Annotated in this window: 18 protein-coding genes; 15 read left to right on the forward strand and 3 right to left on the reverse strand. The window is 39.4% G+C overall.

Going from position 1 to position 26,444, the window contains the following annotated elements:
- The first annotated feature begins 5 nt into the window (after window positions 1-5).
- The 11 genes from EJF25_RS25715 to EJF25_RS13235 all read left to right on the forward strand — a co-directional run bounded on the left by EJF25_RS25715 (window position 6) and on the right by EJF25_RS13235 (window position 13,820).
- Window positions 6-986, forward strand: coding sequence for a DUF8457 domain-containing protein (locus tag EJF25_RS25715; protein WP_235016813.1), 981 nt, complete (start codon window positions 6-8; stop codon window positions 984-986).
- Window positions 987-991: 5 nt separating this feature from the next.
- Entirely contained in the window at window positions 992-1,666 is a 675-nt protein-coding gene (rsmI, locus tag EJF25_RS13190) for a 16S rRNA (cytidine(1402)-2'-O)-methyltransferase (RefSeq protein ID WP_125041530.1), read from the forward strand.
- Window positions 1,667-1,700: 34 nt separating this feature from the next.
- Window positions 1,701-2,558: a Cbp1 family collagen-binding glycoprotein adhesin gene (locus tag EJF25_RS13195; RefSeq protein ID WP_125041531.1), complete on the forward strand. Its 858-nt coding sequence runs from the start codon at window positions 1,701-1,703 to the stop codon at window positions 2,556-2,558.
- A 100-nt stretch (window positions 2,559-2,658) separates the two neighbouring features.
- Window positions 2,659-3,351: a YjjG family noncanonical pyrimidine nucleotidase gene (locus EJF25_RS13200; RefSeq protein WP_125041532.1), complete on the forward strand. Its 693-nt coding sequence runs from the start codon at window positions 2,659-2,661 to the stop codon at window positions 3,349-3,351.
- Window positions 3,352-3,413: 62 nt separating this feature from the next.
- Window positions 3,414-4,073: a MarC family protein gene (locus tag EJF25_RS13205; protein ID WP_125041533.1), complete on the forward strand. Its 660-nt coding sequence runs from the start codon at window positions 3,414-3,416 to the stop codon at window positions 4,071-4,073.
- A gap of 90 nt (window positions 4,074-4,163) precedes the next feature.
- Window positions 4,164-5,342, forward strand: a complete 1,179-nt coding sequence (locus EJF25_RS13210; protein ID WP_125041534.1) for a site-specific integrase — start codon at window positions 4,164-4,166, stop codon at window positions 5,340-5,342.
- A 102-nt stretch (window positions 5,343-5,444) separates the two neighbouring features.
- Complete coding sequence (gene hflX, locus EJF25_RS13215; RefSeq protein WP_125041535.1) at window positions 5,445-6,704, forward strand: GTPase HflX; 1,260 nt, start codon at window positions 5,445-5,447, stop codon at window positions 6,702-6,704.
- 56 nt (window positions 6,705-6,760) lie between these two features.
- Window positions 6,761-8,752 (forward strand): DUF4954 family protein, encoded by a 1,992-nt coding sequence (locus EJF25_RS13220; protein WP_125041536.1) that lies wholly within the window; start codon window positions 6,761-6,763, stop codon window positions 8,750-8,752.
- A gap of 835 nt (window positions 8,753-9,587) precedes the next feature.
- Entirely contained in the window at window positions 9,588-11,234 is a 1,647-nt protein-coding gene (locus EJF25_RS13225) for a fumarate hydratase (protein ID WP_125041537.1), read from the forward strand.
- A 111-nt stretch (window positions 11,235-11,345) separates the two neighbouring features.
- Window positions 11,346-12,491 carry an acyltransferase gene (locus EJF25_RS13230; protein ID WP_370685721.1) on the forward strand — a complete coding sequence of 382 codons (1,146 nt, stop codon included), beginning with the start codon at window positions 11,346-11,348 and terminating at the stop codon, window positions 12,489-12,491.
- A gap of 168 nt (window positions 12,492-12,659) precedes the next feature.
- Window positions 12,660-13,820: a hypothetical protein gene (locus EJF25_RS13235; RefSeq protein ID WP_125041539.1), complete on the forward strand. Its 1,161-nt coding sequence runs from the start codon at window positions 12,660-12,662 to the stop codon at window positions 13,818-13,820.
- 6 nt (window positions 13,821-13,826) lie between these two features.
- Here EJF25_RS13235 and EJF25_RS13240 read toward each other — a convergent pair whose 3' ends face one another.
- The 3 genes from EJF25_RS13240 to EJF25_RS13250 are packed head-to-tail and all read right to left on the reverse strand — an operon-like array spanning window position 13,827 to window position 19,309.
- Window positions 13,827-15,182: a TolC family protein gene (locus tag EJF25_RS13240; protein WP_125041540.1), complete on the reverse strand. Its 1,356-nt coding sequence runs from the start codon at window positions 15,180-15,182 to the stop codon at window positions 13,827-13,829.
- Window positions 15,179-18,211 carry an efflux RND transporter permease subunit gene (locus EJF25_RS13245; protein WP_125041541.1) on the reverse strand — a complete coding sequence of 1,011 codons (3,033 nt, stop codon included), beginning with the start codon at window positions 18,209-18,211 and terminating at the stop codon, window positions 15,179-15,181. Before EJF25_RS13245 ends, EJF25_RS13240 begins: the two co-directional genes overlap by 4 nt.
- 12 nt (window positions 18,212-18,223) lie before the next feature.
- Complete coding sequence (locus EJF25_RS13250; protein ID WP_125041542.1) at window positions 18,224-19,309, reverse strand: efflux RND transporter periplasmic adaptor subunit; 1,086 nt, start codon at window positions 19,307-19,309, stop codon at window positions 18,224-18,226.
- A 551-nt stretch (window positions 19,310-19,860) separates the two neighbouring features.
- Here EJF25_RS13250 and EJF25_RS13255 point away from each other — a divergent pair.
- Genes EJF25_RS13255 through EJF25_RS13270 form a run of 4 tightly spaced genes read left to right on the forward strand, consistent with a single transcriptional unit; the run spans window position 19,861 to window position 26,421 of the window.
- Complete coding sequence (locus tag EJF25_RS13255; RefSeq protein ID WP_125041543.1) at window positions 19,861-20,799, forward strand: ABC transporter ATP-binding protein; 939 nt, start codon at window positions 19,861-19,863, stop codon at window positions 20,797-20,799.
- A gap of 21 nt (window positions 20,800-20,820) precedes the next feature.
- Window positions 20,821-23,115 (forward strand): Gldg family protein, encoded by a 2,295-nt coding sequence (locus EJF25_RS13260; RefSeq protein ID WP_125041544.1) that lies wholly within the window; start codon window positions 20,821-20,823, stop codon window positions 23,113-23,115.
- Window positions 23,116-23,148: 33 nt separating this feature from the next.
- On the forward strand, window positions 23,149-24,072 hold the full coding sequence (locus tag EJF25_RS13265) for an ABC transporter ATP-binding protein (protein WP_125041545.1): 924 nt from the start codon (window positions 23,149-23,151) through the stop codon (window positions 24,070-24,072).
- A 27-nt stretch (window positions 24,073-24,099) separates the two neighbouring features.
- Window positions 24,100-26,421 (forward strand): Gldg family protein, encoded by a 2,322-nt coding sequence (locus EJF25_RS13270; RefSeq protein ID WP_125041546.1) that lies wholly within the window; start codon window positions 24,100-24,102, stop codon window positions 26,419-26,421.
- Window positions 26,422-26,444: the final 23 nt, after the last annotated feature.

Raw genomic sequence — 26,444 nt, forward strand, 5'->3', positions numbered from 1 at the left:
GGGACATGAAACAGAAACTATTGGCAGATATAGAGTTGGATGTTCAGGAGTTGAAATGCCTTATGAAGTCATTTTCTCAGGAACCAAACTTGACTTTAAAAGAACTGTTGAAGCGTAATATCTTGCAGATGCAAGGGCGCTTGGAACAACTGCTACAAGAATTAGATTCTGACCGGGAAATTCCCTTGACTTCTATAGCTACCGAAAAGACTGAAAAAAGTTTTATTCCTGTTATAGAGAATTCCGATGTTAAAGAAGAAGTCTCTATCATAAAGAATGCTTTGGTTGAAGAACCTCTTGTTGTTAAAGAAAAAGTGGAGGAAATTACAACAACTTTGACAGAAGAAGTTATAGTAACAGAGACGAGAAACGAAGAACTTCCTGCTGTGAAGGAATTTTTTGTTGTTGAAAGACCCCAGATAAAAGAACAGCCGCAAATGCAAGTGACAGGGACTGGACAATCTCAAATAACAGATCGATCTCAAACAGCAGAACAATCATATGTGGAAGAGCAACCTCAAATAGCTAAAGAACTTCCAAAAACAGAAGAACCTCATAAATTAGAAGAAAAGAATATAGAAACAGAACCTCTGATTGAGGAAGAACTGTCTGTGCAAGAAGCTCCTGTTACAGAGAGTGTTCTTATCTGCGAAAAAGCAGAAGAAAGAGCACAAATTATCGTGGAAGAACAAAGTAACATACCCATTCTGAAAGATGAAGTTAAAACTTCGGTTTTGGGAGAAAGCATAAAAATATCGAAAGGTTTACGTTCTTCCATAAGTCTGAATGACTCTTTCCGCTTTTCGCGTGAACTGTTTGACGGAGACAGTAGCTTGATGAATCGTGTCATTGAACAAATATCGGTAATGAGTTCTTATAAAGCAGCCATGGCTTTTCTTTCTTCGAAGGTCAATATCAATGAAGAAAATGAAGCTCACAATGACTTTCTGGAGCTATTAAAGAAATATTTTAATCAATCAGCATAAGATATATGGGAAAGTTATACGTAGTGCCTACACCGGTAGGAAATTTGGAAGATATGACTTTTCGCGCTATTAAAGTGTTGAAAGAGGCCGATCTGATATTAGCGGAAGACACACGTACTTCCGGAATTTTGTTGAAACACTTTGAAATAAAGAATGCAATGCAATCTCATCATAAGTTTAATGAACATAAAACGGTGGAGAGCGTTGTTAATAGAATAAAGGGCGGTGAAACAGTTGCACTGATTTCGGATGCCGGTACGCCGGGTATTTCGGACCCCGGATTTCTGGTTGTTCGTGAATGTGTTCGTAACGGTATCGAAGTACAATGTCTTCCGGGAGCAACCGCTTTTGTTCCGGCGTTGGTAGCTTCGGGCTTGCCGAATGAAAAGTTCTGTTTCGAGGGTTTTCTTCCTCAGAAGAAAGGACGACAGACACGATTGAAAGCATTGGTTGAAGAACATCGGACGATGGTATTCTATGAATCCCCTCATCGGTTGTTGAAAACACTGACTCAGTTTGTAGAGTATTTCGGTGCGGAACGTCAGGCAACTGTATCGCGTGAAATATCCAAAATCCATGAAGAAACAGTGCGTGGAAGTTTGGCTGAATTGGTGGAGCACTTTACCGCTACCGAACCACGTGGCGAGATTGTGATAGTACTTGCAGGAATAGACATTTAAAATAACTTCATTTAAAAACGTAAAATGTAAACGTATGAAAAAGTTAGCAATTTTATTTGTATGCGCAGCCATATTGGCTTCGTGTGATGGCTTAAAGGGGGGAAGTAAAGACCTGAAAGCTGAAAATGACTCTCTATTGATGGAATTAACACAGCGCAATGCTGAATTGGATGATATGATGGGAACTTTCAATGAAATCCAGGAAGGCTTCCGTAAGATCAATGCAGCTGAAAGTCGTGTAGATTTGCAGCGCGGTACTGTTACTGAAAATGCAATTAGTGCTAAACAACAGATTGCTTCTGATATCGAATTTATCACTAAGCAGATGGATGAAAACAGAAATCAGATTGAAAAATTACAAGCACAGTTGAAAAGCAGCAAATCTAACTCTGCTCAGTTGAAAAAAGCAGTAGAAGCTTTAACAGCAGAATTGAATGCTAAACAACAACGCATTGAAGAACTTCAAACTGAATTAGCTTCCAAGAATATCCGTATTCAGGAATTGGATGCAGCAGTTAGTGATTTAGCTGCTACTAAAGAAACTCTGACAGCAGAAAATGAGGCAAAAGCTAAGACCGTTGCTGAACAGGAAAAGAGTCTGAACGCTGCATGGTTTGTGTTTGGTACCAAATCCGAATTGAAAGCCCAGAAGATTCTGGAAAGCGGAGATGTACTAAAGAGTGCAGACTTCAATAAAGACTACTTTACTCAGATCGACATTCGTACAACCAAAGAAATCAAACTGTATTCTAAACGTGCTGAGTTATTGACTACTCATCCTGCAGGTTCTTACGAACTTGTTAAGGACGATAAAGGTCAGCTGACTTTGAAGATTACCAATCCTACTGATTTCTGGAGCGTATCAAAATACTTGGTTATCCTGGTGAAATAAGATAGATAACCCTTATTTAATAGCCAATGTGCTGATACCTAGATGTCTGAGTAATTAGCACATTGGCTTTTTTATTTTCTATATCGATATAAAACTACTAATGAACTATAAGAATTTATTTTTTGATCTTGATGATACAATCTGGGCCTTCTCTCAGAACGCTCGTGAAACATTTGAAGAAGTGTACCATAACTATTCGTTGGATCGTTACTTTGATTCATTCGACCATTACTATATGCTTTATCAGCAACGGAACACCGAACTTTGGGTTGAATACGGTGATGGAAAGATAACGAAAGACGAGCTGAACCATCAGCGCTTTTTGTTTCCTCTCCAATCGGTTGGAGTGAATGATGAGGTTTTAGCCGAACAATTCTCAAAAGACTTTTTTGCAATTATTCCTACCAAGAGCGGTTTGATGCCTTATGCACATGAAGTATTGGAGTATTTATCTCCTCGTTATAATATGTATATCCTCTCTAATGGTTTTCGTGAACTGCAATCACATAAAATGCGTTCGGCAGGAGTCGGTCATTATTTTAAAAAGGTGATTCTATCGGAAGATATAGGTGTGTTGAAGCCCAAGCCGGAAATCTTCAATTTTGCTTTATCAGCTACTCAATCCGATTTGTGTACTTCACTAATGATAGGGGATAGTTGGGAAGCCGATATAACTGGTGCATACGGAGTTGGAATGTCTCAGGTTTATTATAATGTGGCAGAGCGGAATTCTTTCCCATTCTATCCTACTTATCAGATTCATTCTTTGAAAGATTTAATGGATTTATTATAGTTTTAATGGATTAAGTCGTATTTTTGCTGCGTTTAATAAATGCATAAAAATGCGATAAAGTTATGGATAGTACGCTTCTTCCGTTCTCTTTGCTCTGTTTTACTTCGTTTTTCACGTTGACTAATCCTCTGGGAACCATGCCTGTATTTCTCACCATGACACATGGAATGACAGATCAAGAACGTCGGGCAATTGTACGTCGGGCGACTATTGTGTCGTTTATAACAATTATGGTATTTGTTTTTGCAGGGCAGTTCCTCTTTAAATTCTTTGGTATATCAACCAATGGTTTTCGTATCGCCGGAGGCGTTATTATCTTTAAAATAGGTTTTGACATGCTGCAAGCCCGTTATACACCGATGAAACTGAAGGACGAAGAAATCAAAACTTACGCTGACGATATCTCCATTACCCCTTTAGGGATACCAATGCTGTGTGGACCGGGTGCGATAGCCAATGCAATCGTATTGATGCAAGACGCGAATTCTTTTGAAATGAAAGGTGTTCTAATTGGAATAATTGCTTTGATTTATCTCATTACTTATTTCATTCTTCGCGCTTCTACACGTTTGGTGAAAGTGTTGGGAGAAACCGGCAATAATGTAATGATGCGTTTGATGGGATTGATCCTGATGGTAATTGCGGTAGAATGTTTTGTGAGCGGAGCAAAGCCAATATTAACGGATATTGTGAAAGAGGGGATGTCAGGAATGATTCACTAACGTTTTTGCAGATAGTAAGGCTTATTCTTTTTTATTAATTATACATAGCTACATCTAATTTGTTCATAATGTTAATTTAAAATTAAAAGTATGGGAAAGATTAGCTATAGTCTTGTATATAACCGGAAAAAGAAACTGAACAAGAAGGGTAATGCACTTGTACAAGTGGAAGCTTATCTGAATAGACGGAAGATTTATTTCTCAACCAGAGTTTATCTCCGGCCTGAACAATGGGACACTAAACGGAGAATGGTGAAAGATCATCCTAATGAAGAAGCTTTGAATCGTATGCTTTATGGAGTTGTAGCTACCCTCGAACAAAAAGAACTGGAACTTTGGCAACAGGGAAAAACAATTTCGCTGGAATTACTAAAGGATACGGTAATCAGACCAACAACAGACAGGCGAATTTCATTTCTGACGTTTGTCAAAGAAGAAATAAAAAACTCCTTATTAAAAGAATGTACCAAACAGAACCATCTTTCTACTCTTCATCTGTTGCAGGAATTTAAAAAAGAGATTCTCTTTGCTGATTTAACCTTTGAATTCGTTTCTTCATTTGATACTTTTCTCCAATCGAAAGGATATCATATTAATACAATAGCCAAACATATGAAACATGTGAAACGCTACGTGAATGTGGCTATCAATAAAGAATACATGGATATCCGGAAATATGCTTTCAGAAAATATAAAATAAAAAATGTGGAAGGAAAGCATACACATTTATCTCCGGAAGAACTTCGTAAAATAGAAGACCTGGAGCTGGAAGGACGGTTTGCAAAGTTACAGCATTCCAAAGACGCTTTCTTATTCTGCTGTTATGCCGGATTGCGATATTCCGACTTTGTGAATCTGACAGCTGCTAATATTGTAGAACTTTATCAGGAGACTTGGTTGATTTATAAATCCGTTAAAACCAAGATTGAAGTACGTCTTCCGTTATATCTGTTATTTGGCGGGAAAGGACTTCTGGTTTTAGAACGTTACAAGGATACCCTCAATGACTTTTTCCGGTTGGAAGATAATTCAAATGTGAATAAAGAATTGAATGCGTTGGCTAAACTGGCAGGAGTAGATAAGCATATTTCTTTTCACACCGCCCGTCATACCAATGCCACTTTGCTTATTTATAACGGAATAAATATAACAACTGTACAGAAATTACTCGGACATAAAAGTGTGAAAACGACTCAGATTTACACGAATATAATGGATATTACCATTGTGCGTGATTTGGAGCGGACCACTCTTTCGGGAGGCGAGTGATATGAAAAACAAGATCGGAGTAATATGAAAATAGGAGGAATACAACAATGTCCTCTTTTTTTTGCTATATTTGCCGCCATATTTTTATATAGAACAGAAGAAATGAAAGAATTTGTAATCTCCGAAGCTCAGGTTGAAACAGCTGTACTGGTGGGAATCATCACTCAAACGCAGGATGAACGTAAGACCACTGAGTATCTGGACGAACTGGCTTTCCTTGCCGAGACGGCTGGGGCGGAAGTAGTGAAACGATTTACGCAGAAGTTGCCGACCGCTAATTCGGTGACCTATGTTGGAACAGGTAAACTGAATGAGATAAAAGAATATATTCAGAATGAAGCCGAAGAAGAACGTGAAGTGGGAATGGTGATCTTTGATGATGAGCTTTCCGCTAAACAGATTCGTAATATTGAGGCTGAACTGAAAGTAAAGATACTCGACCGTACCTCTCTGATTCTTGATATATTTGCAATGCGTGCGCAGACGGCTAATGCTAAAACGCAGGTAGAGCTTGCCCAATACAAATATATGTTGCCCCGTTTGCAACGATTGTGGACGCACTTGGAACGCCAGGGAGGTGGTTCCGGAGGCGGAAGTGGTAAAGGTGGTTCTGTAGGTCTTCGCGGACCGGGTGAAACACAGCTCGAGATGGACCGCCGTATCATCTTAAACCGTATGTCATTGTTGAAAGAACGTCTGGCTGAGATAGATAAGCAGAAATCAACTCAACGGAAAAATCGGGGACGAATGATTCGTGTTGCCTTGGTAGGTTATACCAATGTAGGAAAATCGACCATCATGAATTTGTTGTCAAAAAGTGAGGTGTTTGCAGAGAATAAACTGTTTGCAACACTGGACACGACTGTCCGTAAAGTCATCATTGATAACCTGCCGTTCTTATTGTCCGATACAGTCGGATTTATTCGTAAATTGCCGACGGATCTGGTAGATTCTTTTAAATCGACACTTGATGAAGTGCGCGAGGCTGACTTGTTGCTACATGTTGTCGATATTTCTCATCCGGGATTTGAAGAACAGATAGAAGTGGTGAATAAAACACTAGCCGATATCGGTGGTTCCGGAAAACCTATGATTCTTATATTTAATAAAATAGACGCCTATACCTACGTGGAGAAAGCGTCGGACGACCTTACCCCCAGAACAAAGGAAAACTTAACACTCGAAGAACTGATGAAGACGTGGATGGCTAAGATGGAGGATAATTGCCTCTTTATTTCCGCCCGCGAGCGAATCAATATAGACGAACTGAAAAGTGTTGTATATCAACGAGTGAAAGAATTGCACGTTCAGAAATACCCCTATAACGATTTTCTTTATCAGATCTACGAAGAGGAAGAGTAATTAATCTAATGTACCGCTTTGCAAATTGGGGAAGGCGGTACATAATTTATATCTATATGAAAGATTATCGTAGACTGACTGAAGACGAGGTGCTTCAGCTGAAGAGCCAGTCGTGTCTGGCTGATGATTGGGGGAATGTGCTGGTTGCCGAAGGTTTTAATAGTGAATACGTTCATCACACTCGATTCTCGGGCGAAGTGAAGCTAGGCGTGTTCGACGCCGAATTTACCTTGCCGGGCGGAATCAAAAAACACTCGGGTTTACGGCATGTTACTTTGCATAATGTAGTAGTAGGGGATAACTGCTGCATTGAGAACATCCAAAACTACATTGCAAACTATGAGATTGGGAATGATACTTTTATTGAAAATGTAGATATCATTCTGGTAGACGGGTTGAGCACTTTTGGTAATGGGGTAGAAGTTGCCGTCCTCAATGAAACCGGTGGTCGGGAAGTGTTGATAAACGATAAGTTGTCAGCTCATCAGGCGTATATAATGGCTTTGTATCGCCATCGCCCGGAACTGATCAATCGAATGAAATCGATAACGGATTATTATTCCAACAAGCACGCTGCTACTGTGGGAAGTATAGGAGATCATGTAATGATTCTTAATACAGGCTCCATTAAAAACGTTCGTATCGGTGATTATTCGCATATTTGCGGAACCTGTCGTCTGACCAATGGAAGTATCAACAGTAATGTGACAGCTCCTGTACGGATCGGTCATGGAGTGATTTGTGATGACTTTATCATTTCTTCCGGTTCCCATGTGGATGATGGATCAATGCTGACCCGCTGTTTTGTTGGGCAGTCTTGTAAGTTAGGACATAATTATTCTGCTTCCGAATCTTTGTTTTTCAGCAATTGTCAGGGGGAGAATGGTGAAGCATGTGCCATCTTTGCAGGTCCTTTTACGGTGACGCATCATAAGTCTACCTTGCTGATTGCCGGAATGTTTTCGTTTATGAATGCAGGTTCGGGTTCTAATCAGAGTAATCATATGTATAAGTTGGGACCTATCCATCAGGGAACGATGGAAAGAGGTGCTAAGACAACTTCTGATTCATACATTTTGTGGCCGGCACGTGTCGGAGCTTTTTCTTTGGTGATGGGACGTCATGTGAATCATGCGGATACTTCAAATCTTCCTTTCTCTTACCTGATTGAGCAACGGAATACTACTTATCTGGTTCCGGGAGTGAACCTGCGAAGTGTCGGAACCATTCGTGACGCCCAGAAGTGGCCGAAGCGTGATAAACGAAAAGATCCGAATCGTCTGGATTATATAAATTATAATCTTTTGAGTCCGTATACTATTCAGAAGATGTTCAAAGGGCGTTCTATTTTAAAGGATCTTAGACGGGTATCCGGTGAAACGTCTGAAACATATTCTTTCCAGAGTGCAAAAATAAAGAACTCTTCTCTGAATAATGGGATACGTTTCTATGAGATCGCCATTCATAAATTCCTGGGTAACTCTATTATTAAACGTCTGGAAGGTATCAACTTCCAGAGTAACCAGGAAATACGCCAGAGGTTGAAGCCGGATACCGAAATAGGTAAGGGTGAATGGGTGGATATTTCCGGATTGATAGCTCCTAAAAGTGAGATCGACAGACTGTTGGACGGTATTGAGAGTGGATCGATTAATCGTTTAAAGTCAATAAATGCTTGTTTCTCTGAAATGCATGAGAACTATTATACATATGAGTGGAGTTGGGCATATGATAAGATTCAGGAATTTTATGGGCTGAATCCGGAAACTATTACTGCCCAAGACGTGATTCGTATTGTGAAATCTTGGAAAGAAGCAGTAGTCGGTCTGGATAAGATGGTGTATGAAGACGCCAAGAAAGAATTCTCTCTTTCTTCCATGACCGGATTCGGTGCTGACGGTTCGCATGATGAAATGAAACAGGATTTTGAACAAGTTCGCGGGGATTTCGAAAGTAATACGTTTGTGACGGCAGTACTGAAACATATTGAAGATAAAACTGCCTTGGGAGATGAACTTATCAAAAGGATTGAGCATATTGAAGAGTAACTCTTAGATTCTTTGAAGAAACATATTCATTGAATAATGTATATTCATATTGGGCTGAAAGTCTATGTGTAAATTAGGCTTTCAGCCCATGTTTTATCAATCGGATTTCCATCGGGATTATATATTGAATGATTTTTAATCATCCGGTTTTTATACTACATAGAGTTTTAAAAGTGATTTTTATCTGCAACTTGCACCAAATCGTATGTATTTATTTGATATATAGAATTTTAATGGTGTGCAAGATACTGTGACAGATCGGTTGCAGATAAAGTATCTGCAACAGTCGTTTTTCCTTTGTCTGTATACTGGTAATCTGTTGTATATCAGTTGTTAATATCCAGTTTGATAACTGTTGATCCTCTGCATGATAGCTATTAATAGTCTATATTTCGACTATTAATAGTCTGTTTCGGGACTAAATATGATCTAGCTTAATCACATCCCCTGTATGGGATTATATTTCTCAATCACTTATTTGGCAACTAACTCTTTTTTATTTCAGAATATTGAACCTATCAAAGTAGTCACTTTGTCCTTTCAAACCAACTATTTCAACCGCTTGAATCAACTGTTTAAAGCGCCTAAACACTTTGTTCGGAGCCTCTAAACAAAGTGTTTTGTTATTTGAAACACTTTGTTTCAGTACTTGGAACACCTTGTTTCAAGTAATAGAACAGTTTGTTTCAACTAACTGAAACAAACTAGAACACCAGGGCTCTCCGTTATTCATTCTTAATTCTTCATTTTTCCTTCTACATTCTTCATTCATATTTATTACCTTTTTATTACCTTTGCCTCACTAACTAATATTACGTAATAAAATAAGAAACTTATGGCAACACCTCCGTTTAAGTATCAGCCCATGTTTGAAAAGGGGAAAGATACAACTGAGTATTATCTGCTTACAAAAGACTATGTATCAGTAAGCGAGTTTGAAGGCAATCCTATCCTGAAAGTTGAGAAAGAAGGTTTGACTGCGATGGCTAATGCGGCTTTTCGTGATGTGTCATTTATGCTTCGTCGTTCGCATAACGAACAAGTTGCTAAGATTCTTAGTGATCCGGAAGCTAGTGAAAACGATAAATATGTGGCACTGACTTTTCTGCGTAATGCAGAAGTGGCTGCTAAAGGAGTATTACCTTTTTGTCAGGATACGGGTACGGCAATTATTCATGGTGAAAAAGGACAGCAGGTATGGACAGGTTTCTGCGATGAAGAAGCTCTTTCATTAGGTGTTTATAAAACTTATACGGAAGAAAATCTTCGTTATTCGCAAAACGCGCCTCTTAATATGTATGATGAGGTAAATACAAAATGTAACCTTCCTGCACAAATTGATATCGAAGCTACTGAGGGCATGGAATATGAATTCCTTTGTGTAACGAAGGGCGGTGGCTCTGCAAATAAAACTTATCTGTATCAGGAGACAAAAGCAATTTTGAATCCGAACACATTGGTGCCTTTTTTGGTAGAGAAGATGAAGACATTGGGTACTGCGGCTTGTCCTCCTTACCACATCGCTTTTGTTATTGGTGGGACTTCGGCTGAAAAGAACTTGCTGACTGTAAAATTGGCTTCTACTCATTTCTATGATAACTTGCCGACTACAGGAAATGAATTCGGTCGCGCTTTCCGTGATGTTGAATTGGAAAAACAGGTGTTGGAAGAAGCTCATAAGATTGGTTTAGGTGCGCAATTCGGTGGTAAATATCTTGCTCACGATGTTCGCATCATCCGTTTACCTCGTCATGGTGCTTCTTGTCCGGTAGGTTTAGGCGTATCTTGCTCTGCTGACCGTAATATTAAGTGTAAGATTAATAAAGAAGGTATCTGGATCGAAAAACTTGACTCCAATCCGGGTAGTCTGATACCTGCGGAACTGCGTCAGGCCGGCGAAGGTGATGCTGTGAAGATCGATTTGAATCGTCCGATGCCGGAGATTCTGAAAGAACTTACTAAATATCCGGTAGCTACCCGTCTGTCATTGAATGGAACTATTATCGTAGGTCGTGACATTGCCCATGCTAAACTGAAAGAACGTTTGGATCGTGGCGAAGATTTGCCTCAATATATCAAAGATCATCCTATCTACTACGCAGGTCCGGCAAAAACTCCGGAAGGTATGGCTTGTGGTTCAATGGGACCGACTACAGCCGGACGTATGGACTCATATGTTGATTTGTTCCAGAGTCATGGCGGTAGCTTGATTATGCTTGCAAAGGGTAATCGCAGCCAACAAGTGACGGACGCTTGTAAAAATCATGGTGGTTTCTACTTAGGTTCTATCGGTGGCCCGGCTGCTATTCTGGCTCAAAACAATATCAAGAGCATAGAATGTGTGGAATATCCTGAATTGGGTATGGAAGCTATCTGGAAAATTGAGGTGGAAAATTTCCCGGCATTTATCTTGGTTGATGACAAGGGTAATGACTTCTTCAAACAAATTAAACCTCGTTGTACTTTAAGCGGTAGTAAGTAATTACTGTAACTTAATTAAAGAATTTAAGGGATACTTGTCATTGTTCGTATAGGTATCCCTTTTTTACTAACTTTCTTTTCTAATACTTGTAATCTGATGAACCAATCCACGATGAAACTACCTAATCAGAACAATCAGCATATCGTTTGGCTGGATGTAGTACGTCTAATTGCAATGTTTACAGTAGTCTGTTGTCATTGCACCGATCCTTTTAACTTTTATCCCGGTACCGCTCCCAATATTGGAGAAATAAAATTCTGGGGAGCAATTTATGGTGCGGCATTGCGTCCGTGTGTACCTCTATTTGTGATGATTACAGGAGCGTTATTGCTGCCTGTTAGAGGAGATGCATCTACTTTTTATAAGAAACGTATTCCTCGTGTGTTTTTTCCGTTTCTGATCTGGTCCGTACTCTATAATCTTTTCCCTTGGATAACGGGGCTGTTAGGATTGAGTCCTCGGATTATTCTTGATTTCTTTCCCTATGCAGGTGAGGATGTGATGCGTCAGTCTTTCTCTGTCGCTATGAAATATATAGCGTCGATTCCGTTTAACTTCTCTATTCTGGCAGTACATATGTGGTATATTTATCTGCTGATCGGACTTTATCTTTATCTGCCTGTTTTCTCCGCATGGGTTGAAAAAGCTTCGGAACGTGCTAAACTAATATTTCTGGTGGCTTGGGGAGTGACGTTACTTCTTCCTTATTATTATCAATTTGTTTCCGGATATCTGTGGGGTACCTGTTCATGGAACTCATTTGGTATGCTTTATGCTTTTGCCGGATTTAATGGATATTTATTGCTGGGACATTATTTGCGTAATATTGAATGGAGTATGCGTAAAACACTGCTTATCGGTATTCCGATGTTTGCGGTTGGTTACTGTGTGACTTTTTTGGGTTTCCGCCATATGACAGCTTTGCCGGAGTTTACAGATGAAATGCTTGAACTATTCTTTACTTACTGCTCTATCAACGTAGTAATGATGACCATACCCGTCTTTATGCTGGCAAAAAAGGCCAAAGTACGTTCGGAAAAGGTGAGAAAAGCCTTGGCAAATCTTACTGTTTGTGGTTTCGGAGTTTATATGATTCACTATTTCTTTACCGGACCTTCGGTAGAATTAGTGAGAGCCATTCATGTACCAATTCCTTTGCAGATACCTGTAGCTGCCGTAGTTGCTTTTATCGTTTCGTGGATGTTGGTGCGACTCATTTATCGTACAGGAAGGATTGCTAAATACATCGTGGGATAACCTTCGGTCTGTGCTCAAAAATGAATGGCTTATTGAGCACTTTTTCCTGTGATATCATTATAATAGTGTGAAATGAAAGTATAATCCAAACGATTTAACTATAAAAAGAAAATTTGTGGTTTACGTATCTTTTCGTATATTTGCGGAAATAATCTAGAATCAATTAATATGAAACGCTTTTTTATTTTTGCAGTAGCGGCTTTACTAGCTGTTTCGAATACACTTTTCGTCTCAGCACAAAGCAAGATTACAGAGTTACAAAACTTACCTACCACTATCAAATCAGGACCCTATAAGGCCGGTCACATACAAGGTATCGCGGTAGATGCCGAGAGAAAATATATCTATCTTTCGTATACCACTATGCTTATTAAGGCGGACCTTAACGGAAACGTAGTAGGATCGGTGAAAGGTCTTTTGGGACATCTTGGTTGTTTGGATTTTAATGCGAAAGATGGTCGTGTATATGGTTCACTGGAATATAAAGATGATGGCATTGGCAAGGGCATCTTGAAGATGGAGAAGAGTGCCCGTAAATTGGACAATGCCTTCTATATAGCTATCTTTGATGTGAAACGTATCACGCATATGGATATGGACGCCGAAAAGGATGGTATTATGACTACGGTTTATCTACCTACTGTATTAGACGACTATCTGGCTAAAGTTACTACGAATGAGGGTGAGAAACAACATCGCTTTGGTTGTAGTGGCATAGATGGTGTGAGCTTCGGACCTCGCTTTGGAAAGAAGGATGGCAAGGAGTACCTCACAGTAGCTTATGGTATTTATGGTGAAGTAGACCGTTCTGACAACGACTATCAAGTATTGTTGCAATATGATACGAGTAAGTGGCACAAATATGAGGCGCCACTTTCACAGGAAAATATGCATACTAATGGTCCTGCTCAACCTGACAGAGAGTATTTTGTCATGACAGGTAATACCACTTATGGCGTGCAAAACTTGGAGTACGACCCTCATACTAGTAACTGGTTTATGTGTGTATACAGTGGTAAGAAGAAGCATTTTCCAAACTATTCTCTTTACGCTATAGATGGTGCGGAACGTCCAGTGAAGCAGCCTCTCAAAGGTATACCTTATCTCAAGAAAGGTTTTGTTGTACCTCTCAAAGCAGAAGGATTGAAGGATGAATCAACAGGTATCCGAGGCTGGAACTTTACTATCGGATCGACGGGAATCTGCTCATTGGGAGAAGGTTACTTCTACATTTCTCAGAATTATCGTTCTGCAGAAGGACAGGGGAGTAATATACGCCTCTACCGTTATACAGGTGAGGCGCAAAATCCGTTTGAATTGGTAAAATAGTAAAACTTAATTTCCTGATTCAAGATAGTGCATAACCTTACCACTGATCTGCAATAATGAAATCTCGCAAAGTTTAGTGTTGTATTCAGCCGTAAGGATGCGTTCCTCTGCATCCAGTAAGCTCTTTTGTGCTTCACGAACTTCGAAACCGGAAATGTCTCCTTGTATATAACGTTCCATAGCAATCTCATGATTGTCTTTAGCGGTTATAACATTTTGTCGTTCCAGGTTTAATAATTGAAGATTATTGCGATAGGCTTGCCATAGGTTGCTAAGATCCGAGCGAAGTGCCAGTTCAAGTTCCTGGCGCTCCAGACGGCTGTTCTTAATGGCAAGACTTGCATTCCGTTTTTCACGACGTCGATTACCGTCAAATATATTGAAGCCGATAGTGACTCCTGCATTAAAGCCTAAATCACCTCTTCTGGTATTTGCATTGATGTCATATTTATTGAAAGTATATCCATATCCGGTATTTAATTTAAGATATGGATAATTGCGTGAATTTATCTTTTTATAATCTAATTGAGAGAGAGTCGTATTTTGATCAGCTCTCAGTAAAGAGGCATTAATAGTCAATGTCGATTTCCATAATTCTTCGAATTGCAGACTGCTGTCTATATTGATCGTGGAATCTTTGATTACAATAAACTGATCTACATTCTTATTAGCCATTAACTCATTTAATTGGATACAGGAAGAACGAAGTAACTCCTGTTGCTTTATATATTGTGCGCTGTCTGCATTAAAGTCCACCTTTGCCTGTTGATAATCCAAACCGGAAAACTTGCCGACAAGATGACTTATTTCTGCAATACGCAGGCGCTCTTTAGATAGTGACATGGCATATCGGAAATTTTCCAGACGAATCTTCTGTTGGATAAAATTGTAATATTCGGATGTCAGAGTAGCTATAAAATCTTCGATGGCAATCCGAGTGTTGGTTTCACCTTGGCGTTCCAATATTTTTAATTGTTGATAGGTGGTACTGATGTTGAATCCGTCAAAGATAGTCCAATTCAGGTTAAGTCCTACATTAACAGTCTGATCGTACACACCGTTGTTGCTGGTAATCTCTCCGGTTGCTCGTGATTTCGTTTCAATATTATCCAGATTACCTTTATATCCGGCTGAAAAGTCCAGTGTCGGCAAGTATCCGGCATTTCCTAATGTTGCATTATTCTTGCTGATTTGTTCTTCATTGTGGATAATACTCAGCGAATAATTATTTTGTAATCCCTCTTCCAAGCAGTCTTTTAATGTGCGAACCTGTGACTGAGCCTTTGCATAAGAAGCCGGCATAAAGACACAGGCTGTAATGATATATATAATGCGTTTCATGCAAATTACTTTTAGATTCATTCTTTTAATGTTTTTATTCGGTTAGTTGAAATGTAACTATAAATAGCAGGAACAATATACATCGTAAGCACGGTAGAAACCACCATACCACCAACTACTGCAGTACCCATGGCAATACGCTGATTACAACCTTCACCAGTGGCAAATGCCAATGGAATTAGTCCCAATACTGTAGAAGTACTTGTCATCAAAATCGGACGAAGACGTTGTAAGGCTGCGTCTTTAATAGCTGATATCTTGTCAATTCCGGTTTCCTGCTTTTGATTGGCAAATTCTACAATTAAGATACCGTTCTTTGCTACCAGACCAATTAACATGATAATGCCGATCTGGCTGAAAATATTCATCGTGATTCCACTAAAGTGCATAAATACTAAAGCCCCGGCAATAGCCAAAGGTACTGTCAGCATGATTACCAATGGGTCTTTGAAACTTTCAAATTGAGCAGCCAGAATCAAATAAATCAGCAGGATAGCCAAAATGAAAGCAAACATAAGGCTGGAAGAACTTTCACGATACTCTTTGGAGTCACCGGCCAGTGCTGTACGGAAAGAATCATCCAACGTCTCTTTCGCAATCTTATCCATCTCTTCCAATCCCTGGCCAATGGTCTTTCCATCAGCAAGTCCGGCGGATATAGTGGCAGATACAAAACGATTGTAGCGGTATAACTTCGGCGGAGCGATACCATTGACTAACTCTATCAAGTTATCTAATTGTATCATTTCTCCATTATTGCTTCGGATATAAATCGCTTTCAAATCGGACGGCTTATTACGTTGCTGACGATTAATTTCGCCAAGAATCTCATATTGCTTTCCGTTCATGTAGAAATATCCCATTCGCTGACCACTCAAACCGTATTGTAATGTTTGCGCTATATTTTTAGTACTTACACCCATAACGCTCGCTTTATCACGGTTTATCTGAATACGTGCTTCCGGTTTACTGAACTTCAAGTCCACATCCGCCATCTGAAAGATCGGATTCTCATATACCTTAGCCATAAATTTAGGCAGAACTTCCTCCAATTTCTCCAGATTTGTTGCTTGTAGCACATATTGAACAGGCATGCTTCCTCGTCTTCCCCCAAAAGAAGACTGCTGTTGCACGAACGAACGTGCCATTGTTTTACTTTGTACGGCTTTAGATATCTTCTCGGCAACTTCCATCTGGGTATAGTTACGGTCTTGCATATCTTTCAAGGTAATGCGGACATTTCCACTACCACTCGATACCCGGGCTGTAATCGCTTCTGCATCCGGCAGAATAGAATCCACAAGTTGGTTGATATCTTCCGTATAATCGCGGATATATTCATAAGTGATACCTTCAGCACCACGTGTATTGATTGTGATTTGTGACCGGTCTTCTAATGGTGCCATTTCTGCTGGAATTGTGTTCCATAAATATCCAATTACACAAATCGTGATGAGGGTGAAAGGAATAGCAATCCAGCGTTTGCTTAGGAAAGCTGCCAGTGAGCGACTATACGCATTGTTCATCCCATTAAAGAATGGTTCGGTCTTACGATAAAACCAATTCTTCTGATCTCTTTTTACGAGTAGTTTGGTTGCCAGCATTGGAGTAAAAGTCAATGCAGCAAATGATGAGATGATTACCGAACCGGAGATTACAATACTAAATTCTCGGAATAATCGTCCGGTAGTACCTTCCATGAAAACAATTGGGAAAAACACAGCTACTAACGTAATAGTAGTTGAAATGACGGCAAAGAAGATTTCCTTAGCTCCCTCGATACCTGCCTCTTTCGGACTCATCCCACGTTCAATACGTATGTAAATATTTTCCGTCATGACGATTGCATCGTCTACCACAAGTCCTACAGAGAGTACAATGGCTAGCATGGAAAGTACATTGATGGAGAATCCAGCCAAATACATTACAAAGAATGCACCGATCAGTGATACTGGAATCACAATACAAGGTACCAATGTTACACGCCAGTCGCGTAAAAAAAGGAAAATAATGATAATAACTAATATGAATGCCTCATATACCGTTGACTTAACCTCATTGATAGAGGCACGAATAAATTGAGTATTATCGAACCCATAATTGTAATGTACATCCTCCGGCAAATCTTTCTTCATCTGCTCCATACGCTGATAGACAGCATCGGCAATTTCGATATGGTTAGCACCAGGTTGTGGAATTACTACAACTCCCACCATCGGTACTCCATTCATTTTCATGTAGCTTTTGATATCTGCCGGACCTAGTTCCGCCCGCCCTATATCACTGAAACGGACAATCTGATTGTTAGATTCCTTAATGATCAAATTATTGAACTCTTCTGCTGTGTGCATCAGTCCTAATGTACGAATCGTCAATTCTGTAGTGTTTCCCTCGATACTACCGGAAGGAAGTTCTACGTTTTCATTATCTACCGCATTTTTTATGTCAATAGGTGTAATGCCATAGCCTGCCATTTTTGTTGGATCCAGCCAAAGACGCATTGAATAACGTTTCTCCCCCCAAATAGACACACTACTTACATCAGAAATGGTTTGTAATTGTTCTTTTACAGTCAAATCAGCAATTTCACTTAACTCAAGTAGTGAACGTTTATCGCTTTGAAGTGCTACCATTAAGATAGGCATGGCATCTGCATCAGCTTTTGAAACTGTAGGCGGGTCACAGTCACGAGGAAGATAACGTTGGGCACGAGACACTTTGTCGCGAACATCATTCGCTGCTGTTTCAAGATCTACCGATAATTCAAACTCCACTGTAATGCGGGATTGTCCTTGCTGACTGACACTGGATAGAGAACGAATTCCCGGAATACCGTTAATGTTTTGTTCCAATGGTTCGGTAATTTGATTTTCGATTACATCAGCATTAGCACCGGGATAGGAACAACTGACTGAAATAATTGGATTATCTACCGATGGATATTCACGAACACCCAAGTAGTTGTATCCGATGAATCCAAAAAGAAGAATAATGATAGTGAGTACCGTGGCTAATACCGGACGGCGTATACTTAATTCAGATATATTCATACTGGGAAGATTTTAGTCAATGTTATCCAAAGTGACGGGCAAGCCCAGACGAAGTTGCAAGATTCCAGAAGTAATGATGGTGTCTCCAACTTGTAATCCCCGGATGATTTGTACTTCGGATTCATTACGGATTCCTGTCGTTACTTCCACTGGTTCAACTTTGCCGGATTTATATAAGAACACTTTATCCTTACCCATTTCCGGTTGGATGGCTTCTGTCGGGATAGCAATGGCATTAGGTATTTCTTCTTTTTTTAATAAGATGTTAGCATAACGACCGGGAAGTAATGCGCGATTAGTGTTCGGATAAAGTGCACGTGCGGTAAACTGATGCAGATCAGGATCAATGGCAGATTCCACAGCATAAACTTGTGCATTGAATGCATCGAGCTTTCCTTCAACTTTAAAACTAAGATTGGTGCCTTTTTTAATTTGCGTAGCGTAACGTTCCGGTACGGAAAATTCAACTTTTAGTGGAGCTATTTTAGTTAGCTTAGCAACCACTGTGGTTGGCGAAGCGTATGATCCGACACTGATTTGTCGAAGACCAATTATTCCGTCGAAAGGGGCATGCAGTTCTGTTAATGCAATGTTTGCTTTCACTATTTCTATATCTGCATTGAGGGTGGCTAAGTCTGTTTTTACTTGTTCATAAGCCTCTTTACTGACAGCATCCCGCTTTAATAAGGCATCTTGGCGAAACACACGATCTTCTGCCAATTTTAATTGAGCAAGTAATCTTTGTAATTGTGCTTGCAATGGACGATCATTAACTTTAGCAAGAAGCTGTCCTTTTTTTACTGCAGTTCCTTCTTCAAAGTTTATTTCAATTACTTTTCCAGATGTTTCAAAAGATAAATCTACCTCTTCGTCAGGCTTGAGTAAACCAATAGTTGGAAATCCGTCAGTTAATAGTTGTGGTTTTATGACCTTAGCATTAACATTCAGAATTTTCTTTCCATTCTTTTTGTTATTGTTCAGTACTTTGTCGGCAGCAGCCAGTTCGTCGTTTGTTTTCGGTAATTGGGAGTAAATTCCTCCACCGATGATTCCGGCACTTACTAAGATAATGATGCCCCATTTTGTCTTTTTATTCATGGTTTAGTATCGTAATAGATATGTTTTTATTCTTTTCAATTAGACAAGAACAGGTACCAAAGGTTTAATGGGGAAGGAAGATATAATTTAGTTAAGTAATTTAAGAAAAAGACGAAATATGTTTAAAGGATAGCATCTCTCTTTTTGTTCATTATGAGTTTACCTTTTTTATTAAATTTACTAAAAAAGACAAATTCAAACTTAAGAATTAATAAAAGTTAAAGCTTTAGATGCGGCTTTTTGACTTTTAGAAATTAAATATTTGGAGAATTAGGCTTATTTGATGTGTATTCTGGTAAATATTGCCTGTTTATTAAATATATTGCTGACTATATGTTACTTATTAAGTTTCTGAAAAAAAAGTGCATATAAAACTAAAACCTGAAAAATTTGCGTATAATTATAAAGGTTTATAATTTCGCAGAGTTTTTAGGAATTTATAAACGAGAACGACACAAAGTTAAAATACACATTCTTTATTTATAATAGCCTAATATATTCAATTTTGAGTTTAATGTATTTATAAGATATTTAACTTATCAACAAGTGTTATGAATGAATCTATTGTGAGGGTAGAGCATCTTTCACATCGTTACAGTGTGCAATGGGCTATTCGGGACATTAATCTTGAAATCAAGAAAAAAGGTGTTTTCGGTCTGTTGGGCTCCAATGGTGCGGGGAAGTCGACTACTATGAACATCATGTGTGGAGTATTGAATCAGACAGAGGGTGAAGTCTTTATAAACGGCGTCAGCTTGAGAGAAAATCCGGTAGAAGCTAAGAAATACATCGGTTTCCTTCCTCAAAAACCGCCTTTGTATTCTGATTTTACGGTAGACGAATATTTGGTTTATTGTGCGCAACTTCGCCGAATGGAACCAAAAAGTATCAGAACCGCTGTAGACTTTGCGAAAGAAAAGTGTGGTATCATGCACTTTAGTAAACGTCTTATTAGTAATTTGTCTGGAGGATATCAACAGCGTGTAGGTATAGCTCAGGCAATTGTACACAATCCGTTGTTTGTCGTATTGGATGAGCCGACTAACGGACTTGATCCGAATCAGATTGTAGAAATTCGCAATTTGATTAAGGAAATTGCCGTTGATCGTGCCGTCATGTTGTCCACTCATATTCTTTCTGAAGTACAAGCTTCATGTGATGAGATTAAAATGATTGAACATGGAAATGTTGTGTTTTCAGGTACGATTCGTGATTTCAACAACTATATGGCTCCCAGTACTTTTGTTGCTATTCTTGAGAATCCTCCTTTGGCAGATGAATTAGAGAAAATCGAAGGTATTCTCAAAGTAGAGAAACTGACAACAACTCGTTTCCGTTTCCATTTTGACGGAAACGATCATTCCATGACCAAACGCATCACAGAAATGGCTGTGGAAAAAGGATGGCGTCCCAGTGAAATAATCCTAGAACGGGATTCTTTGGATACAGTTTTTGCACAATTGTCTGGAAAAGGAATCAAAATTGATTAATCATATAATTCAAACATTTACATGAAAACTACATATCGAGTAGCTATTGCCGAATTACGTTCGTTGTTTTGTTCTCCGGTGGCATGGCTCATTTTAGTTATTTTTGCTGTACAGGTAGGTGTGGCATTTGGAAATGCCTTTGACCGTCAGGTATTGGGGCAAGCATTGGGAAGCGGACTTTGGGATGTGACGGCAAACCTCTTTACCGGTTGGTTAGGTATTTTCCCCGGATTCCTGCGTAATCTTTATTTGTATATTCCTTTATTGACTATGGGATTGATGAGTCGCGAATATAGCAGTGGTTCTATCAAACTGCTTTTCTCCTCTCCGGTCACGGATAGTCAAATTATATTTGGAAAGTATGTATCTGTACTTATTTATAACTTGGTGCTGATCCTTCCATTATTTCTGATCGCTCTTTTTTGTAGTATCTTTATTAAAGAAGCTGATCTCGGATTGCTGTTTACAGGTATTTTAGGAATTTACTTATTGATTTGTGCCTATGGTGCAATTGGCTTGTTTATGTCCAGTATCACTTCTTATCAGGTAGTTGCAGCAATGGGTACACTGGCTGTATTGGCTGCATTGAATTATATTGGAGATGTAGGACAGAACTATGCTTTTGTACGTGATATAACCTATTGGCTTTCTATTTCCGGACGTGCTGACCAATTTATTAACGGAATGATTTGTAGTGAAGATCTGCTTTATTTCTTCCTGATTATAGCGTTGTTCTTGACTCTTTCCATCTTAAAACTCCGTGCTGGACGTAGTAAAGTATCTCCCGCTAAAACTTGGGGAACCTACAGTGCTGTAGTTGTGGTTGCTTTGTTGATTGGTTATGTTTCGACTTTGCCTTCAATGAAGTTATATTATGATGCTACCGCTACCGAACGCAATACATTAACGCAAGTGAGCCGAGACATTATGAAACAAATGGATGGGAAGCTGAAAATTACCAGCTATGTCAATTTGTTGGATGATAATTATGCTATTGGTTTACCGAGTCAATTGAAATATGATCGTGAAAGGTTTGAACGGTATATTCGTTTCAAACCGGATTTGGAGATGGATTACGTTTATTACTATGATGAAGCTAATTCACAATTGGATTTCCGTTTGGAAGGTTGTAATACGATTGAAGAGAGAGCAGAAAAAATGTCAAATATCCTCGATTTGGATCTTAAGATGTTCCTTACGCCAGACGAGATTAAAGAGAGAATCGATTTATCTGCAGAAGGTAACCGTTTCATACGTGTAGTGGAACGTGGTAATGGTCAGAAAAGTATCTTACGTTTATTTGATGATAACGAAAAACATCCGTCAGAAACAGAAATCTCTGCTGCTTTTAAACGTTTTGTCGTGAAATCACCGAAGGTTGTTTTCCTTGAAGGTCACGATATGCGTGATATCTATAAAGTGGGGGATCGTGATTATAATCGTGTTGCGAAACGTCAGACTTTCCGTCATTCATTACTTACGCAAGGTTTCGATGTTGAAACTTTGAATTTGGCAGAAAAAGAAATGCCGGAAGATGTGGATATCGTTGTGATTAGTGATGTGAAGACTCCATTCGATGAGGTTGAACAAGAACGCCTGCGTAAGTATGTAGATCGAGGAGGTAATCTTTTTATTTTAGGAGATGCCCGTCGGCAGGAAGTAATGAATCCACTTTTAGAGCAGTTTGGAGTGACTTGTATGCCTGGAACATTGGTTGAAATCAAAGAAAATGATTCACCGTCCTTAATTATTGGTCAGATTACTAAAGATGCGGCTGAACATTTTAAACCCTATGCTCGTCCTTATGAATTTGGTTATACAGTGACAATGCCGGATGCAGTCGGTTTGTCTTTCGATCCTTCCAAAGGTTTTAGTGCCATTCCGGTTATTGTAACCGATTCATTGTCTTGGAATGAATTGCAAACAACTGATTTCTTGGATGGTACTCCTGAATATAATCCGGAAACAGGTGAAAAGCAGGGAGTGATACCTACTGTGCTTGCTTTGAGTCGTAAGCTAGGAGATAAAGAACAGCGTATTGTTGTTTCGGGGGATGCAGACTGTATAAGTGATGGTGAAATGAGTAAAAGTCGTAATGGATATTCATCTACTAATTTTACAATTGTAACCGGAACTTTCAGATGGCTTTCTTATGATGAATATCCACTGGATACGGAACGTCCTCGTCCGTTGGATGATGAGGTGTATGTCGGTCGTGATGCACGTAAGTTGGTAAGATACGGGTGGTATGGTGTAATGCCAATTATATTGGCTGCCATCGGCATTACTATTTTGGTCCGCAGAAAGAGAAGATAATAGAATGTGTATCCTATAAAATACGAATGTATCATGGAAGAAGTAATTGTTAAAGTAGAACATTTGTCTCATCGTTACAGTGTTGACTGGGCGATTCGCGATATAAATTTTGAAGTAAAAAGTAAGGGAGTTTTTGGACTGTTGGGTTCCAATGGTGCCGGGAAGTCTACTACGATGAATATCATATGCGGTGTTTTGAACCAGACAGAAGGAAATGTTTGGATCAATAACATCAGTTTGCGTGAGAATCCTGTAGAAGCGAAAAAGTTCATAGGGTTCTTGCCACAGCGTCCTCCTTTGTATTCTGATATGACTGTCGAGGAATATTTGACTTATTGTGCCAACTTGCATTTGATGCAACCGGAGGAGATCGGAAAAGCAGTAGAGCGCGCCATGGATCGTTGTGGTGTAACTCATTTCCGTTCCCGTTTGCTGCGTAACCTGTCAGGTGGTTATCAACAGCGTATTGGTATTGCACAAGCTATTGTTCACCGTCCTAAGTTTGTGGTATTGGATGAACCTACTAATGGTTTGGACCCGAACCAGATTGTCGAAATCCGTAATCTGATTAAAGAACTCGCTACTGACCATGCCGTAATGCTTTCTACGCATATCCTTCCTGAAGTTCAGGCAACTTGTGATGAAATTCGCATGATTGAACAAGGCAAGGTAGTTTTCTCAGGGACCATCGATGACTTTGATAACTATGTAGCTCCAACTTCTTTTGTAGCAACGTTGCGCAAAGCTCCTGCTGTGGATGATTTGAACAAATTAGAGGGAATTACCGCTGTAGATGATTTGGGCGATTGTCATTATCGTTTCCATTTTGTAGACCCAAAGGATATTACTGAGAAAATGATTGCTACTAGTGTCGCCAAAGGTTGGCAGTTAGAAGAGATTCAGTTAGAACGTCTTTCATTGGATGAGATTTTTGCTCGTCTTTCGGGAAAGAGGTAATCATAAACTTTGAAAATAGAAATAAGTATGAAAACTATATGGAAAATAGCAAAGGCTGAACTGAATACACTCTTTTGTTCACCTATTGCATGGTTAATCCTTATCATATTCGCATTTCAGGCCGGACTTACCTTTTCCGATCTGATTAGTGATCAATTACGTTATCTGGCATTAAATTATCGTCCTTATAACTTAACATCGAGCTTGTTGGCGGGGTATAGAGGTGTCTATTCTGATATGCAGAATAACTTATATCTTTATATACCATTGCTTACTATGGGACTTATGAGCAAGGAATATAGTAGTGGCTCTATCAAACTATTATATTCTTCACCTATTACGAATGTACAGATTATCATAGGTAAATATATATCTATGTTGGTTTATGCTTTGATTTTGGTGGCTATCTTATTTGCTTATTTTATTTATACAGCTTGTATTGTAGAGAACTTTGATTATCCGTTTGCATTAACTGCAGTTTTGGGTATTTTTTTGTTGGTATGTGCTTATGCTGCTATTGGTTTGTTCATGTCTACTCTGACTGCTTATCAGGTAGTGGCAGCAGTGGGTACTTTGACTGTTCTTGCTATCTTGAACTTCATGAACTCAGTTGGACAGGATATCGATTTTGTTCGTGATTTGACCTATTGGTTAGCTTTGTCAGGACGTTCAGCTAAATTTTTGAGTGGAATGATTTGTAGTGAAGATGTATTCTATTTCATAATTGTTGTTCTCTTTTTCCTTTCTCTCTCTATCTTGAGACTGAAATTTGAGCGTACTAGCACAAGTAAGATCAGTAAGACACTTCAGTATACAGGTGCGGTTTGTGTTACACTGTTACTCGGCTATGCCACTTCACGTCCTCAATTGATGGGTTATTATGATGCCACTGCTACCAAAGCAAATACATTGACCCCTCCCAGTCAGGAAGTAGTAAGCAAACTGGATGGGGGACTTACCCTGACTACGTTTGTCAATCTGCTGGATGACAACTTTAGTCGTGGTATGCCTAGCAGTAGAAACTGGGAAATGCGTAAGTTTGAAGACTACATTCGTTTCAAACCGGAGATGAAGATGAAGTATGTCTACTATTACGATCATGTGGATAATCCCCGACTTTATGCCCGGTATCCGGGATTGACGGATAAGGAAATCGCACAACGTTTATGTGATACTTACGATTTCGACTTCGATATGTTTCTTTCTCCGGAAGAAATTAAAGAACTGGCCCAATCCAAAGGTATTAATCTGGAAGAGGAAGGTAATCGTTTCGTTTATTTGTTCGAACGTGAAAACGGACAGAAAGCTTTCTTACGTCTCTATGATGATACCCAGCGTGATCCTCAGGAATCTCAGATTTCTTCTGCTTTAAAAACAATGGTTGTGAAAGCTCCTATGGTTGCTTTTGTAACCGGACATGGAGAACGTGATATCTATAAAGGTGGAGAACGAGATTACAGTGCTTTTGCCAAGAACCTGACTTTCCGTTATTCTTTGATTAATCAGGGATTTAGAATTAGTACGCTCGACTTAAAAGCAGATACGGCTACTGTTGATATAGCAGAAGATATTGATGTACTTGTTATTGCAGATGTACGTGAAGCTTATACTCCGGAAGAGGTAGCGAAGGTGCAACGCTTTTTGGCTCGTGGCGGTGATTTGATTATCGCTTGTGAACCTCGCCGTCAGTCATTAATGAATCCGTTAGTAGAGAAAGTAGGTATTACCTTTATGCCGGGAACGGTAGTAGAAGAGACCCAAGGATATGCAGCCAACCAGTTGTTTCTTGACCCAACGGCAGCTGCTATGAAAGCCAATTCTGGATTCTATCGTATGTCGAGATATGGTTCTAAGCTTTCGATGCCGGGTGCGGTAGAATATCAGGTTAGTGATAGTTGCGGATTCCAATCTACTGTGTTATTTGCTACTACTTCAAAAGCATGGAATGAATTACAAACAACAGATTTTGTAGACGATATCCCATCCCTTAATCCGGAAACTAGTGAGAGAATGGATTCTATTCCTTTGGTAACACGTTTGGTTCGTCAGGTGGGGGACAAACAACAACGCATTTATGTCTGTGGAGATGCAGACTGCATGGCCAATAGTGAATTGACTACTAACAGAGATAATATGCCTACTTCCAATTTTACGTTGATCAGCGAAGTCTTCCGCGAATTGTCGAATGATGAATTCCCTGTCAATGACAGCCGCCCGCATCCGGCTGACGATAAGATGTACATCGGGCAAGGAGCTTTGATCTGGGTACAGATTGTCTTTATGGGACTCATACCTGTTGGTTTGTTGGCTGGTTACGTCATTACTTGGTGGCGCCGTCGTAAGAAGTAATTAGAATATAAGATTTGTTGGAT

Origin of the sequence: Bacteroides faecalis (assembly GCF_003865075.1) — a bacterium.
In the GTDB taxonomy this organism is placed as follows: Bacteria; Bacteroidota; Bacteroidia; order Bacteroidales; family Bacteroidaceae; genus Bacteroides; species Bacteroides faecalis.

Bases quoted from the DNA above. Each gene is read 5' to 3' on its own strand.
- EJF25_RS25715 (WP_235016813.1), top strand. From the start codon at position 6: ATGAAACAGAAACTATTGGCAGATATAGAGTTGGATGTTCAGGAGTTG.
- rsmI (WP_125041530.1), top strand. From the start codon at position 992: ATGGGAAAGTTATACGTAGTGCCTACACCGGTAGGAAATTTGGAAGAT.
- EJF25_RS13195 (WP_125041531.1), top strand. From the start codon at position 1,701: ATGAAAAAGTTAGCAATTTTATTTGTATGCGCAGCCATATTGGCTTCG.
- EJF25_RS13200 (WP_125041532.1), top strand. From the start codon at position 2,659: ATGAACTATAAGAATTTATTTTTTGATCTTGATGATACAATCTGGGCC.
- EJF25_RS13205 (WP_125041533.1), top strand. From the start codon at position 3,414: ATGGATAGTACGCTTCTTCCGTTCTCTTTGCTCTGTTTTACTTCGTTT.
- EJF25_RS13210 (WP_125041534.1), top strand. From the start codon at position 4,164: ATGGGAAAGATTAGCTATAGTCTTGTATATAACCGGAAAAAGAAACTG.
- hflX (WP_125041535.1), top strand. From the start codon at position 5,445: ATGAAAGAATTTGTAATCTCCGAAGCTCAGGTTGAAACAGCTGTACTG.
- EJF25_RS13220 (WP_125041536.1), top strand. From the start codon at position 6,761: ATGAAAGATTATCGTAGACTGACTGAAGACGAGGTGCTTCAGCTGAAG.
- EJF25_RS13225 (WP_125041537.1), top strand. From the start codon at position 9,588: ATGGCAACACCTCCGTTTAAGTATCAGCCCATGTTTGAAAAGGGGAAA.
- EJF25_RS13230 (WP_370685721.1), top strand. From the start codon at position 11,346: ATGAAACTACCTAATCAGAACAATCAGCATATCGTTTGGCTGGATGTA.
- EJF25_RS13235 (WP_125041539.1), top strand. From the start codon at position 12,660: ATGAAACGCTTTTTTATTTTTGCAGTAGCGGCTTTACTAGCTGTTTCG.
- EJF25_RS13240 (WP_125041540.1), bottom strand. From the start codon at position 15,182: ATGAATCTAAAAGTAATTTGCATGAAACGCATTATATATATCATTACA.
- EJF25_RS13245 (WP_125041541.1), bottom strand. From the start codon at position 18,211: ATGAATATATCTGAATTAAGTATACGCCGTCCGGTATTAGCCACGGTA.
- EJF25_RS13250 (WP_125041542.1), bottom strand. From the start codon at position 19,309: ATGAATAAAAAGACAAAATGGGGCATCATTATCTTAGTAAGTGCCGGA.
- EJF25_RS13255 (WP_125041543.1), top strand. From the start codon at position 19,861: ATGAATGAATCTATTGTGAGGGTAGAGCATCTTTCACATCGTTACAGT.
- EJF25_RS13260 (WP_125041544.1), top strand. From the start codon at position 20,821: ATGAAAACTACATATCGAGTAGCTATTGCCGAATTACGTTCGTTGTTT.
- EJF25_RS13265 (WP_125041545.1), top strand. From the start codon at position 23,149: ATGGAAGAAGTAATTGTTAAAGTAGAACATTTGTCTCATCGTTACAGT.
- EJF25_RS13270 (WP_125041546.1), top strand. From the start codon at position 24,100: ATGAAAACTATATGGAAAATAGCAAAGGCTGAACTGAATACACTCTTT.